At 58.8% G+C, this 14,913-nt stretch carries 8 protein-coding genes; 1 reads left to right on the forward strand and 7 read right to left on the reverse strand.

The features are described from left to right. Positions 1 to 17 precede the first annotated feature (17 nt). Entirely contained in the window at positions 18 to 2,264 is a 2,247-nt protein-coding gene (locus B9Z48_RS11945) for an NADP-dependent isocitrate dehydrogenase (protein ID WP_108378640.1), read from the forward strand. 221 nt (positions 2,265 to 2,485) lie between these two features. Here the strand turns inward: B9Z48_RS11945 and cysN are convergent, their stop codons facing one another. The 7 genes from cysN to B9Z48_RS11980 all read right to left on the reverse strand — a co-directional run bounded on the left by cysN (position 2,486) and on the right by B9Z48_RS11980 (position 14,777). Continuing rightward, positions 2,486 to 4,336 (reverse strand): sulfate adenylyltransferase subunit CysN, encoded by a 1,851-nt coding sequence (gene cysN / locus B9Z48_RS11950; RefSeq protein ID WP_108378690.1) that lies wholly within the window; start codon positions 4,334 to 4,336, stop codon positions 2,486 to 2,488. 23 nt (positions 4,337 to 4,359) lie between these two features. Further along, entirely contained in the window at positions 4,360 to 5,310 is a 951-nt protein-coding gene (cysD, locus tag B9Z48_RS11955; protein WP_108378642.1) for a sulfate adenylyltransferase subunit CysD, read from the reverse strand. Further along, on the reverse strand, positions 5,300 to 6,145 hold the full coding sequence (locus tag B9Z48_RS11960) for a hypothetical protein (protein WP_146186276.1): 846 nt from the start codon (positions 6,143 to 6,145) through the stop codon (positions 5,300 to 5,302). Before B9Z48_RS11960 ends, cysD begins: the two co-directional genes overlap by 11 nt. Positions 6,146 to 6,630: 485 nt before the next feature. Next, a complete protein-coding gene (locus tag B9Z48_RS11965) occupies positions 6,631 to 7,446 on the reverse strand; it encodes a polysaccharide pyruvyl transferase family protein (protein WP_108378646.1) in 816 nt (271 codons plus the stop codon). Next, the gene (locus tag B9Z48_RS11970) at positions 7,446 to 9,416 is read right to left on the reverse strand and encodes a hypothetical protein (protein WP_158273252.1); all 1,971 of its coding nucleotides are present in this window, start codon (positions 9,414 to 9,416) and stop codon (positions 7,446 to 7,448) included. Before B9Z48_RS11970 ends, B9Z48_RS11965 begins: the two co-directional genes overlap by 1 nt. A 19-nt stretch (positions 9,417 to 9,435) precedes the next feature. Then, positions 9,436 to 11,748 carry a glycosyltransferase gene (locus B9Z48_RS11975; protein WP_158273253.1) on the reverse strand — a complete coding sequence of 771 codons (2,313 nt, stop codon included), beginning with the start codon at positions 11,746 to 11,748 and terminating at the stop codon, positions 9,436 to 9,438. Positions 11,749 to 11,777: 29 nt separating this feature from the next. Next, on the reverse strand, positions 11,778 to 14,777 hold the full coding sequence (locus B9Z48_RS11980) for a sulfotransferase (RefSeq protein ID WP_158273254.1): 3,000 nt from the start codon (positions 14,775 to 14,777) through the stop codon (positions 11,778 to 11,780). Between the last annotated feature and the right edge of the window lie 136 nt (positions 14,778 to 14,913).

Below are 14,913 nucleotides of genomic sequence, written 5' to 3' on the forward strand. Positions count from 1 at the left end.
TAAAAATCAGTACCACGATGACCACGCCTACAGCCCGCTCCAAAATCATTTACACCTTGACGGATGAAGCCCCCTTGTTGGCAACAGCATCCTTTTTGCCCATCATTCGCACCTTCACTCAGCCCGCAGGCATTGAAATTGAAACCAGCGATATTTCTGTGGCTGGCCGCATTCTGGGCGAATTCTCTGACCTGCTCCCCCCTGAGCAAAGAGTACCCGACAACCTGTCGATGCTCGGCAAGTTGACACTCTTGCCCAGCACCAACATCATCAAACTGCCCAACATCAGCGCTTCGGTTGGCCAGTTGGTTGCCGCCATCAAAGAACTGCAGGCCAAGGGCTACGCCCTGCCCGACTACCCAGAAAACCCCAGCAACGACGAAGAAAAAGCCATCAAGGCCCGTTATTCCAAGTGCACCGGCTCGGCCGTGAACCCCGTACTGCGTGAAGGCAACTCCGACCGCCGCGCCCCCCGCGCCGTCAAGGAATTTGCCCGCAAAAACCCCCACAGCATGGCCGAGTGGAGCCAGGCGTCGCGCTCACATGTTTCACACATGCATGCGGGCGACTTCTACCATGGCGAAAAATCCATGACCCTGGACCGCCCCCGCGACGTGCGGATGGAGCTGATCACCAAAAGCGGCAAAACTATCATCCTCAAACCCAAAGTTTCCTTGCTGGACCGCGAAGTCATTGACAGCATGTACATGAGCAAAAAAGCTCTGTGCGAGTTCTATGAGAAAGAAATTGAAGACGCCCGCAAGACTGGCGTGATGTTCTCGCTGCACGTCAAAGCCACCATGATGAAGGTGTCGCACCCCATCGTGTTTGGCCACTGCGTCAAGATCTTCTACAAAGAAGCCTTTGAAAAGCACGGCGCTTTGTTCAAAGAATTGGGCGTGAACGTGAACAACGGCATGGCCGATCTGTACAACAAGATCACCAGCCTGCCCCAGTCCAAGCAAGACGAAATCAAGCGTGATCTGCATGCCTGCCACGAGAACCGTCCCGAGCTGGCCATGGTGGACTCGGCCAAAGGCATCACCAACTTCCACTCGCCCAACGACGTGATCGTGGACGCCTCCATGCCCGCCATGATCCGCAATGGCGGCAAGATGTGGGACGCCAACGGTCGCCTGAAAGACGTCAAGGCCGTGATGCCCGAGTCGACTTTCGCCCGCATTTACCAGGAGATGATCAACTTCTGCAAGTGGCACGGCGCCTTCGACCCCAAGACCATGGGCACGGTGCCCAACGTGGGCCTGATGGCTCAGCAGGCTGAAGAATACGGCTCGCACGACAAAACTTTCGAGATCTCGGAAGACGGCGTGGCCAACATCACCGACATCAACACCGGTGAAGTGCTCTTGTCCGAAAACGTCGAAGCCGGCGACATCTGGCGCATGTGCCAGGTCAAGGACGCCGCGATCCGTGACTGGGTCAAGCTGGCCGTCACCCGTGCCCGCAACTCCGGCATGCCCGTGGTGTTCTGGCTCGACCAGTACCGCCCCCACGAAGCCCAGCTGATCACCAAAGTCAAGATGTACCTGCACGAGCACAACACAGCCGGTCTGGAAATCCAGATCATGAGCCAAGTGCGTGCCATGCGTTACACCCTGGAGCGCGTTGTGCGCGGCCTAGACACCATCAGCGCCACCGGTAACATCCTGCGCGACTACCTGACCGACCTGTTCCCCATCATGGAACTGGGCACCTCGGCCAAGATGCTGTCGGTTGTGCCATTGATGGCCGGCGGCGGCATGTACGAAACCGGTGCAGGCGGCTCTGCCCCCAAGCATGTGCAACAGCTGGTGGAAGAAAACCACCTGCGTTGGGACTCCTTGGGTGAATTTTTGGCGCTGGCCGTGTCGCTGGAAGACCTGGGCATTAAAACCAGCAACAGCAAATCGAAGGTTTTGGCCAAAACCCTGGACGCGGCCACCGGCAAACTGCTGGACAACAACAAAAACCCCTCGCCCAAGACAGGCCAGTTGGACAACCGTGGCAGCCAGTTTTATCTGGCCATGTACTGGGCGCAAGAGTTGGCCGCGCAAACGGACGACCTGGAACTTCAAGCCAAGTTCGCGCCGCTGGCCCAAACACTGACCGAGCAAGAAATGACCATCGTGGGTGAGCTCAATGCCGTTCAGGGCCAAGCCGTTGACATTGGTGGCTACTACTTCCCGTCCCAGGAAAAGCTCCAAGCCGTCATGTGCCCCAGCCCCACCTTCAATGCCGCTCTGGCTTCAGCGGCTGCCCATTGATCAGGCCCAATGAAGTTTGCAAGAACGGATTTTTTGTGAGAACGGCGCCCTCGCCGCGATAGAGCCTCGCAGACCACCACCCTTCCCCCCGAGGGCGGGGCTCCCACACTGATTGCGGTGCCCGAAAAAAGCCGTTCACTTCAATCTTCACGGGTCTGTATTGATAAACCGAGTCATCTCGCCCTCTAAAAAAACCATCCCTCGGGATGGTTTTTTTTCGATCAACTCGCCCATCGTTCGATCAACATTTGAACGGCTTGTTCCAAGGACATGGCGCTGGTGTCGACAGTGATATCGGGTGAGTCGGGGGCTTCATAGGGGCTGTTGACGCCCGTCATGTTCGGTATCTTGCCCGCTCGCGCTTGTTGGTAAAGCCCCTTGACGTCCCTTTGCTCGCAAACCGTCAGGGGCGTGCTCACAAACACTTCTACAAAATCGTCAGCCCCAATCAAATCCCTGGCCATGGCCCGTTCGCGTTGATAAGGCGAAATGAACGCGGTCAACACCACCAAACCCGCGTCCATCATCAGCTTGGCGATTTCTGCGATGCGGCGAATGTTTTCCACCCGATCGGCCGGTGTAAAGCCAAGATCGCGGTTCAAACCCTGACGCACGTTGTCCCCATCCAGAACATAGGTGCGCACACCCCGGGCATGCAAGGCCACTTCAAGGGCGTTGGCCAAAGTCGATTTGCCCGAGCCCGACAAACCGGTGAACCACACCACGCGTCCCCTGTGGCCATTGAGCCGCTCACGGTCTGGGCGTGCTACCGATAAGGCCTGACGGTGCACGTTTTGTGCACGCCGAAGGCCATGGCGGATCATGCCTGCCGCCACTGTGGACTGGGTAGCGCGATCCACCAAAATGAAACTGCCCAAAGTTTTAGAGCGCTCATAAGCATCAAAAACAAGCGGTCGGCTTGTCGCCAATTTACAAACAGCGATGTCGTTGAGCTGCAAGGACCGACATGCCTCATGCGCCAAAGTATCGACCGCCACACGGTGCTTGATCTCGGTGATCGACACCGATGTCCACTGCGTGGCCAGTTTCAAATCGTACTGACGCCCCATCAAACCCTCATCGGCGTGCATCCACACCACAGACGCCTCGAACTGATCGGTCATCTCCAAAGGCAAACGGCTCAAAGCCAGCACATCTCCCCGGGAAGCATCGATGGGCCGATCCAGGCACAGCGTCACGGCTTCACCTTCGCGGGCTTGGGGCAAAGAACCGTCCATCGTCACGATGTCGGACACCACCGCCAACTGGCCAGATGCCGTGACACGCACCTCATCCCCCACCTTGACCGAGCCCTCGGCCACAGTCCCACTGAAGCCCCTGAAAAACGCATCGGGCCGATTCACCCACTGCACAGGAAAGACCCAACGGGCAGACGGCGTCTTGTGCACCGGCACAGACTCCAGGTAAGCCATCAAGCTGGGGCCCAAATACCATTTTGTGTGGGGAGACTCTTCGGTGATGTTGTCACCCTTCAAAGCACTGATCGGAATGGCCGTGATGGATTCAAAACCCAGAGTACCGGCAAAGGCTGTAAAAGCCGCTTCAATCCGCCTGAACGCACCCTCACTGAATGCCATCTGATCCATTTTGTTGACGGCCAGCACCACATGGCGAATGCCCATCAAGGATGCCAAGAACGCGTGGCGACGCGTCTGAGTCAACAAACCCACGCTTGCATCGACCAAAACAACGGCCATGTCGGCCGTTGAGGCACCGGTCACCATATTGCGTGTGTACTGCTCGTGTCCGGGCGTGTCGGCCACGATGAATTTGCGCTTGGCAGTGGCAAAAAATCGATAAGCCACATCGATGGTGATGCCCTGCTCCCGCTCTGCCGTCAAACCATCCACCAGCAACGCAAAATCAATGTTCTTGCCCTGAGTGCCATGTTTTTTGGATTCCGCCTTCAATGCCACGATTTGATCATCCAGCAACTGCTGAGCGTCCCACAGCAAGCGGCCAATCAAGGTGCTTTTGCCATCGTCCACACTGCCGCAAGTGATGAACCGCAGCAAATCTTGGCCCCTTTGTTGAGACAAGAAATCTTCCATGGATTTCACAACATCGCGCGACATCAGAAATACCCCTCTTGCTTTTTCTTCTCCATGCTGGCCGAGGCATCTCGGTCAATCGCACGCCCTTGCCGCTCAGATTGCCGTGCGCGCATCAACTCCAGCACGATCTCGGGCAGGGTCTGAGCGTTGGACTCGATCGCCCCAGTGAGCGGATAGCAACCCAGGGTGCGAAACCGCACCTGCTTTTGGACCACTTTCTCGCCTGGTAAAAATCGAAATCGATCGTCATCCACCATCAGCAGCATCCCGCCTCGCTCGACCACGGGCCGAACTTTGGCGAAATACAGCGGCACCACCGGTATCGACTCTTGATGGATGTATTGCCAAATATCGAGCTCAGTCCAATTGGAGAGTGGAAAAACCCGGATGCTCTCCCCCGGTTTTGTGCGCGTGTTGAACAAGTTCCACAACTCTGGGCGCTGTTGTTTAGGGTCCCAGCGGTGGCTTGCGCTGCGCAGTGAAAAAATTCGCTCCTTGGCACGAGACTTCTCCTCGTCGCGCCGCGCACCGCCAAACACCACATCAAACCGATGCTGATCCAGCGCCTGCTTGAGGCCTTCGGTTTTGGTCACATCGGTGTGCATTGCCGAGCCATGGTCAAAGGGATTGATGTCACGCGCAATCGCATCAGGGTTGATGTGCACCAACAATTGCATGCCACTGGCCTGAGCCATGTGATCGCGAAACCGGTACATCTCTTGAAACTTCCACCGCGTATCCACATGCAGCAGCGCAAAAGGCGGAGGTGCTGGATAAAACGCCTTGCGGGCCAAATGCAGCATGACCGAACTGTCTTTGCCCACCGAATAGAGCATCACCGGATTTTCAGCCTCAGCCACCGCTTCGCGAATGATGTGAATGCTCTCGGCCTCCAGATGCCGCAAATGTGGCGTGATGGTCAGATTGCGGTGCTCATTTAACGCCGCCTCTGCGTTGTGTTCAATCGACATATTTAAGTTCCATACTCACCGACTTCATGCAAAAAGCCACATGCACAGCCCCCATGGGCAAAGGCCAATCAGCGGGCAGGTGTAAAAGCTGCAAAGGCCAACGCCGGTGCTGGGCCGCATTGCGGCTGGTGATCAAGCAAGGCCGTAAGTTCTCGGACCCAGTCCCGCTTTTGCTCTCGCGCTCAGTCACCAACAGATCCACTTCACCCGTTTGCAAACGCATGTCACTGCCTGCAAAACAACGAAACCCCAGGCATTGCGCCGTTGACCGCTGCGTCAGTCGCACGCCAGGCAAATGTTTGGCCATGAGCGCATCACTCACAGCCTGCGCCCGTTGATAGCGGGCCAAATACTCCGATGCTTCAGACACAGAACACGCGCGGCCCACAAAACGGCTGACGTTTTCTTGATCGGCCGCAGTCACAGCGCCCGTCCATGCGAGCAGGGGCGTCCGATCTACAGCACAGCCATAGTCGGTTTTCGACACCACAGCCGACTCGGCCAACACACAGACTTTGCGGTGCAGACCCACAGCCGCCACCAAGGCCTGCAAGCGCTGTACATAGCTGGCGGTCAACTCAAGTGCAATGCCGTTGGACGCCCAAGCACACAAGTCATCAATGACCAGTGAGAAGTCCACCCCTGGGGCATACACCGCTGACACCGCTTGGTCAAACAGCGCAATCTGCCTGAGCGCCAACAACTCACCCAAACCGGGCACAAAACACAAGGCACCAAAATCAGGCCGAACACTCGCGTGATAGCCTGGGCCCAAGTCGTAAGCAAAGCGCAAAGGCCGCCCCGCAGCCATGTCCGCCAGCAAAGGGGCTCGCATTCGTAACAAATGGCCAAGCGACTGCTGGCGACTCAAATGGGTGAATCGCCGACTTGCCAAAATCGCCAGAACCTGATCCAACGATGAAGCCTCTGTTCGTTCACCTCGCTTGTCGAATGTTGGCCTTGCGCCATCAAAATCGCGCAACAAGTCCGTCAAATACGACATTACTTGCGGGGCCAAGCTTTCTTCAATCGGGCCCATGTTGCTGGTCTCACGCTCCATATGGCAAAGCCTCCACCCCCTGAAGATGAAGACATGGTGTCCCCACCAAGGTCAACAGCGGAGAGCTGTACTCAGCAGCCAGGGAAGATGCTGACAGAAGGCCCCTCATAACCAGCACAAGGGCAGACTGCTCAAACTGCGGCGAACCTGTTGTTTGCCTATCTTTGATTGTCCAACTATCACATTCAATCTCCATATTCATGACTTGTCACCAGGCAGTGGGGGCGACTGGGTTCATGTCGGGGGTAACCAGGGTTGGTTCAAAGCGCCAGGGCATCAAACCCTCGCAGCACATTGACCAGCGCTTCGTCGGGAATGCGGCTCACGGCGTTTTCCAGCGTGTCCGACCCGCTCAAAATCGCCTCCAGCCCGCTGAAGCGGGTGTCTTGCAAATTCGAATGCAAAAAGATGCAAGGGGTACGAAATGCCCTGCAAGGCAACGCCACATGCAATCGGCTGGTGACCACCAGCTCGGCTTGCTGGTATTTGGCGAGCAAGGCCCGCGCCACTGCCAAACGCTGCGACATATTGGTTTTCAGCGCCGCGTCCTGGACATCGTGGTGAATCAAGACATGCTCGCCCAGCACCGACAAGTCCACCGCCACAGGCGGAATGTACGGGCAGGTGTTCACATCCACCGTGTACCGCCCTACTCGCTCGACCGGACCGGGGTCAAAGGTCAGCGTCAGGCACCCGGTGAAATAGGCTTGCACCCCGTGCTTTTCAAACAGCGCCTGGGTATGCAGGTCGCGGCAACCAATGGGCTGATGGGCTTTAAAGTAGGCCACATGGCTGGCAATCAGCGCTTCATTGGCGCAATGAAAGCTGATGAAAATGGGCGTGACCTGGGGCGGTGGCGGAAAAAACGCCAGGTCATGCATGAACCAACCGTTCATGAGCAGCTTGCAGGCCGGTCCGCTGTAGCTCGACAAGCGCTCGCGATCCATGACAAAAGCCGGCTGGATGCCCTTCTTCTTCAAAAACTGAATGGCAGCCAGAGTTTGAACGTCATCACCCAGGTTGTCTGAGCAAGTGGCGATCACGGCATGTGGCAAACGCGGGTGTTCTGGGCTCATCAAGAATTCTCCCTAGAGGTCACTTTGGTGCGAGCACGGCCTAAGACCTGCACGCTGCGCAACACTGCTGCAGACACGGCCTGGGGCCCTGCCACCCGCTGCAGCCGTGGCAGGTCCACGGTGCCGTTGCCGGGAATGGGTGGCTGCTGAGCCGCCCAAGCCTGCCAAATGGGCCAAGTCGCACTGGCCCTTGCCAGTGCTTGGGCACCTAGGGACACAAAGGATGCCTCATCCCACACCACCACACCACGCACATGCCGTGCGAGCCAGGTCCAATCTCCGCCTGCGGCACCAGTTGGCCAGTGCCAGCCACTCAGCACCAACACATCCCATGTGTCCAGGGGCAAGCCCACCTCTTCAAGCCCCACGCCATCGGTTTGAACCACCACAGCACCCAAAGACGGCTGCACAATGGCCGCCCGGGTACGCTCCAACAAGTGTTGACCCTGCCCTTGCACCACCGTCACCGACCCGACATAGGCGTTCAAAGCTTGAGCCACAGCCCTGCCCATCACCGGTGGACCCGGTGGACCCAAGACCAGCACCGCTGGTACGCGACCCTGGTCAACTACATAACGCTGCAAAATGCTGTCAAAAATCCAGGGCTGAGCCCCGCCCATTTGAGGTTGGGCGTTCACTTCGCAAAAGGCAGCCCCCACGGTTTTCCATGAGCGCGACACATCCGGCATCAACAAGTCCAGACCGGCAATATCCAGCCGCAATACCGCCGCAGCCCGCACACACAAAGCCAGGTTGTCAGGATGGATCCTGGCGGTGACATCCACCGACGTTCCACCGCGCGACGAATTGGCAGAGCGACGCAAACGCAACACCTGCCCTGATGCCAACACCGACGAGGGGTTCAAGCCACTGCGCGACATCAGGTCCCGTGCCTCCTCGTCCAACTCAATGGGCTTGTAAATCGATGACATGCCCGCCTGTTGGCGACGCATATTTTCGGCCTGCACCAACTGAGCCACGTCCATACGCCCATCACCGACCACCTGGGCAGGCTGTCGGTGGGCAACCCCCAACAATTCACCGTTCACCACGTACACGCGGAAATCCTCGCCAGGAACATGCTTTTCCAGCAGCAAAGGACGCCCATGTCGCAAAGCCCGTGCATGGGCTTGGCGCAATTGCGTTTCGTCGCGCAGATCAGCCTCGACCCCGATACCTTGGTCCAAATCAACCGGCTTCAAAACCACCGGGTAACCCATTTGTTGGGCCGCCTTCAACGCGACCTCCAGCGAAGCCACTGGCTTCTGTGCGGGCACTGGCAGCCCAGCCATGCGCAGCAGTGCGTTGGTGGCCGCCTTGTCCTTGGCCCAGGCCGTAGCCACGGCGCTGGTGGTATCGGTGATGGTGCTTTTGAACAAGCGTGAATGCCGCCCCCAACCCAGCAAAAAGACTCCCCCCGGCAAAGGCAATACCGGAATGCCCCTGGCCGCAGCCGCCTGCAAAATGTATCGGTTGTTGTTGCCCGCAGGTGCCCAGCGGACCAAGGCTTTGAGCCAACGGTCCAACTCGGCCTTTGCGGGATCAGCCGGTGAATGAAATCGCTGGTTCAATGCCTGCAGCACACTTGGTAAAAGCGAACTCAATACCGTCGGCATGGGTCCGGGCACCAATAGCACGGCCTGGATTTGACCCGCATGGTCGGGCAGAGGCTTCCATGCCTCTAACACGGGCATTTCGAAAACCGTCCAACCGGCCGTCAGTTGCAAGCGCACCAAGCCTTCAGCCAGCCAGAAAAGCCAAGCGGGGCAATTTTGCAATTCAAAAGGTTGACCATCCAATACATTGGCGCTGGGCCATGGCGTGCAGGCAGACCAGGTGTTCGCACCAGCAAAATGCTTGCTATTGACCTGATCGGTCTGTACCGCCGGTGCAGCCACCTCCAATATCAAGCGCAGCACAGGCTGACGCAGACCCTGCAAATAACCAGGTACGGCAGTGGAAGCGGCCAAGTGCACCCAGGGTCTCATTTCAGCCATTGGCATCGCAATCTTTCTTTTCAGGTGTATCAACCCCCACCCACCGCAACAGGTCGTCGTAACCCAAAGGGTAAAGTCCTTCTTTGCAGTGTGTGATGTAAAACTGCCAATCCCAAATGCCAGGCGGCAGCACCAAGGGCCTGCTGTTGGATCGCACGCGCAACACGGCCACACCCCAATCGAAACACCCTACAGCCACGTCCACTTCGGGGCGAGCGCGCAAATCAAAAATCGCCTTCCACACATCCCCGGTCCAAAACGAATGGGGTTTGGGGCGCGGTACCTGCTGCTGCAACTGCGCAGACGGCATGCAGTCATGCAACACAATGGTGCCGCCGGGCAACAAACATTCCAGCGCGTTGTCCACATCTCGCAGCACCTGCTGGTACTCATGCAAACCATCGATGAATATCAGGTCAAAGCGTGATCGACTGGCCTCTGGCAAACGACGGTTTTGCTCAAAGTATGCATCGGACGTCATGCGGTAGTTGCCGCCTGAATTCGGGTCTACGCCCACCTTCAAGTCCAACCCGGTCATTTGAGAAAACACTTCATCGGTGTCGGTGCCAATTTCCAGATAGGCACGGTAGCCAAAACGCTGCTGCAATGCGTGCAGCACATGCAAGCGATCAAAACCTTGGTCAGCGGGTGTGGCCAGGCCAAAACGGTCCACATAGCGCAAGCTGGGGCGACCCCCTTTGGATGGCTTGGCGCTGATGCCTGCGTCAACACCGTGCACCACCCGTGGCAGGCCGGCGCCCAGCTGGCGTCCATAACGCAGCATGTCGGCCAGGGGCCAGCTCCGTGCCATGCGCCACCAGCGCAAAACGCCAGGCGGTGCCTGCGCGGCCAGCTCTTCCAGCCGCAACTCGGGCACATTACCCACCACCACCATCGGCGCACACTGCCAGCCCATGGCCTGCGCTTGTTGCAGTGCAGCCTCCAGAGCTTGGGTAACCTGAGTGTCGCCATAGGGCAAGACCCACAATTCGGGCAGAGAGTCGTTGTTGCCCACATGGCACAGCCCTGCAGTGGCCCAGCGCGGGTCGGCGTCGGCACAAGTCCACACCCTTGCAAAGGGCAACGCCCTGGTCGGCGGCAATTGCAAATCGGCCAGCCGTCGCGCTGTTCGCGGACTGTAATAACGCTCCAAAGCAGCACACAAACGCTGAATCTGGCGATTGCGGATGAAAGTGGTGTTCTGCCCCCCTGCATTGCGGTACTGCCGGTACAACAGGTGGGGCACGCGCACAAAGCGCCCCAGCAAGAAACTGCGCATCAGCAAGTCGTAATCGTCGGCCACAGTCAATCCCGCTCGATAGCCCCCGACCGCATCGTACAAAGACCGAGTCCATGCACGAGGATGGTTGGGCAAACCCACCAAGTGCTGCACGGTTCGGGCATTGATGTCGGGCGTGCGCTGCACACTCACCACCTGGCCACCCAATGCGTCCCACTGACGCCAGTACATCGAATAACCGAAGCCAGCATCCCATCCATACCAATGCGATAACCCGGTTTCCTCGTACACCTCGGCACACTCGCCAAACACAAAACCGGCTTGCGGATGCGCCAAAAACGCCTCCAACAGGCGCTGCAAGGCATCGGGCATCAGTTCGTCGTCGTGGTCCAGCTCCAGCAAGATGTGGCCACGCCCCATGCTCGCTGCCATGCGCTTGACCGAACCAATGCGGCCCATGTGCTCTGCCAGCATGACCTTGACCACCCGTGGGTCATCCAACGGGGCAATGCAGTCACGAAACGTGGCGCAATCGTCGCCGGAATCGTCCACCACTATCCACTCCCAGTGCGGATAGGTTTGCGCCAACAAAGACTGGTACGCCCGCTGCAAACGGGGGCCCGAACGGTAGGCTGCTGTCAACACGCTCACCAGCGGTTGTGGCGGCAAATCGGCCTTAGGCGGGTGAGCAGTCAGCTCAGCTGGAAAGGGGTCGGTGGCGCTCAGCCAGCAATTGAGCAAGGCATTCGGATCCACCCGGGACACATCGGGCACATGCAACCAGCCCCGGCGCTGCACCCACGGCAAAGCATTCAGCTCTGGAAAGTCCTGTGCATCGCCGCCCACCGAGACCATCACCATCGGCTCATGGATCAGAGTCATGGGGGGCTGTGCCTGACGGGCATGGCGCACGCAGCGCATGTCCTGCTCTTGCAGGCGTTCACACAGGGCTTGCCAGTCCGCTTGGATGGGGGCATGGGCGCTGCACGCATCCCATACAAACACATGCACGGTCAACATGGGCGGTACCAGTGCTGTGACCACGGCTTGGGGTGCCAGGCTCATGTTCGTGGGCAGATGGCTGGGGACCATCTTCAAATCAAGTCACCAAAGGCTTCTCGCATGGGTTGCAGCCATTCGGCGTAGTGCCTCCACACCTCCACCGAACCCTTGTAGATGGGCTGACGCACCTGCTCCGAGCTGGGCGTCTGCACCGCACGTTCGGTTTCCCAATAGCGCAAACAGGCCGACTCGAACGGCAGACCACAGTACTCCACCAAGCGGCGAATTTCGGACTCGGTGTTTTCCACGAGTGACTCGTACTGGATATGGTGCACCCGGCCTGGCAACACCATGTCAAAGTGCGCCATCAGGTCGGCGTAGGCACGGTAGTAGCGTGCAATGTCGCGCTGGTCGTAGCTGTGGTCCACGCCGCGGCCAAAATTCATCTTGAACAGTGCAAACCCTGCCGCCATGGGCTGGCGACGGATATCAATGATCTTGGCCCTGGGAAGCATCAGGTGAATGAGCCCGGTGTACATCCAGTTGGCAGGCATTTTGTCAACGAACAAAGGCCGATGGGTATGGCGTGCTTGACGGCTGCTGTCCAGGTACTGCTGGCCAAGGACTGCCCACTCAGCTGGCCTTAGATCGGTCAGCAGCCCAGCACTCAGGCGTCCGGCACTTCTGGGCCCCATGCCGCCAAATTCACGCCCAATGGTCAACATGTCGGGCAGCTCACGCGTGCCCTCCACCTGGCTGTGGCTGGCCAGAATCTGCTCGGTAAGCGTAGAGCCAGCCCGGTGCAGGCCCAGCACGAACACCGGGTCAATGGCCTGGTTGCCCACTTCTTGCCTTTCGGCAAAAAATGCCGCTGTCAAGGTCTCCTTGGCCTGGGCCACATAGTCTTCCAAGCGGCTCACGTCGTAGTCACTCTGGCTGCGGCGTATGCCGTTGGCCTGAGCATAGTGTTCAAACGAAGGCGCATACGCCTTTTGGTCTTCGTGCGCCTTGCCCAGCGTGAAGTGGATGTTGTAGCGGTCCTCGGCGCTCAGGTCGGTGCGAGCCAACTGCTGCGCCATGGCCGCCACATCGGCCGGGGTGAACACCGCCAGCTTCATGTTTGACAACGCGTGCCAAGCGGCCCCCAGGCCCGGGGCCAGTTCAATGGCTTTGCGGTAGGCCGCCACCGCCGGCTCCTGCTGGCCCAAGGTTTTGAGCGCCAGCGCATATTGCATCCAGTCTTGGGCCGTGCCGGGCTGCTGGCGAAAATAGGCCTGATAAACCGCCAAGGCTTCTTCAAAGCGGTTGGCCTGAACCAGCAGGCCTGCGTGCAGGCCCAGGTAACGCGCGTGGTGCGGTGCGTGTTCAAGGCGGGCAAAGCTGTGAACCAGTGCCGCCTCGGCATCGCCCGCAGCACGCAGGTAGCGCAGCAGCTGCTGGTGCCCCTGCATAAAACCCGGGGCCAGCGCCACCACCCGCTCCATCAGGCGGCGTGCCTCTACCTCACGCTCTTGCCGATCGGCCACCTCGGCCAACAGACCCAGCGCGGTGATGTCTTCGGGCAACAGGCGCAGGTACTGCTCCAATATCGCCCGAGCGCGGTCCAAGTCTTTGACCTTGACCGCCTGCATCGCTTCACGAATGGCTGGTTGCGACAGCGACTGCTTGAACAAAGGCGCATAAGGGCTGTTGTTGCCGTTTTCCTTCCAAGCCTGCATGGACGCTGTTTTTGACTGCTGAACATTGATCGACTCACGCAAAGCGTTCATCCGTTGGCGCTGAGCGGCAAGCTGCTGCTGCATGTCCGGCTGCGCTGACAAACTTTGCAGCAAAGGCTGTCGGGCCATGGCATCGTAAATGGCCAAAGCCGCAGCCTGGGATCGAGCAGGCTGGTGCAGGGCCGATGCTGTCAATGCCAACTGCACCGCTTGGGTGTACAGCGCATCGTCGTCCATCAGCACCCGTATGAAGTGCACCCACTGGTGCAAGTCTTTCATTTCTGGGGCGGCCAGGTGATTGACCTGCAAGGCTGGCGGCGGGTCAAACAAAATGCCGCCCTTGTTGAGCTGCTCCTCAATGCCGCCTGATCGCATGGCCAGCACCGGCACACCGGCCAGCAGGGCCTCGGCCACCACCCGGGCCGACGCCTCGAACCACAAAGAGGGCACCAACAAAATCGCGGTCTCTTCAAACACCCGACCCATGTCGTCGGTATGGGGCAACCAGTCCACCCTGTCCAGCACCGCTGCCGGAATACCATGGCTTGCCCACTCATCCCGGCCCCAGCGGCTTTCCACTGCCCTGAACCGCACATCGGGTGCCAACACCCGGGCCTGCTCCACCAGGTTCAAAAAAAACTGGCCACCCTTGGCCGGGTCGGGGTTGACCAGGGTGACAAAACGCTGCGCCTTGCGCTGCGCCACGCGGCCGGGTGCCAGGTTGCGCTGCCCGTCCATGTGCTGCTGCACCAGGTCGCGCAACACCACGGCTTCAAAGTCCGGCGGGCTCGGCTGTGCCACTTCAGCTGCGCCAGACTCAGGCGGCGTGCCCAAAGCATCCGACCCGTCCAGTGCGAGCAACACGCCCGAAGGCTGCGCCAGCCGCTTGCGGTACAAGTCCACCAAGGCCTGCGAGGGCAGCAAAAACGTGTCGACAAACCGGAATGGCCAGGGGCCAGCTGAGGCATAACTCGGGTTGGCCAAATAAAACACCGTGCGTGCACCCTGCTGTTGGGCCTGGGCCAATAGCGGTTGCAGCATGGGCGAGCTGTAGGTCAGCACCACGTCGGGCTGCAACTGCGTCAAGGATTGCTGTGCGACCTCTAAAAACGCTCTCAAGGCCCAAGGCCGCACTGTTTGATGCACGGTGGAATGGGTCACATACAAAGTGTGCGTCACACCCTCATCCTCTTGAACCCAAATACTGCCAACTGGCGGCAGTGGCGACAAATCGGGATGCACTTGTGCCAGCGGGTACTCCTGAGGACCATCAAACAAGGTCATGGTCAGTGCATGGGCTTGCCAACCTGCACGGGCCAGGGCCTTGAGCTGCGCCCGCACGCTTTGGGCTGCGCCGCTTTTGCGGTCAAGCAAACACGACTCCGATAAAAACAAAATGGTGGGCACAAAACACCTCCGCAACACCGCTTGGCCGCACCCATTAGGCAGGCCAAGGCTACAAAAAAAACGCCGCCGGTAAACCAGCGGCGTTGTCCAGGTAAAGCAAGCA

This window comes from Limnohabitans sp. WS1 (assembly GCF_003063265.1).
In the GTDB taxonomy this organism is placed as follows: Bacteria; Pseudomonadota; Gammaproteobacteria; order Burkholderiales; family Burkholderiaceae_C; genus Limnohabitans_A.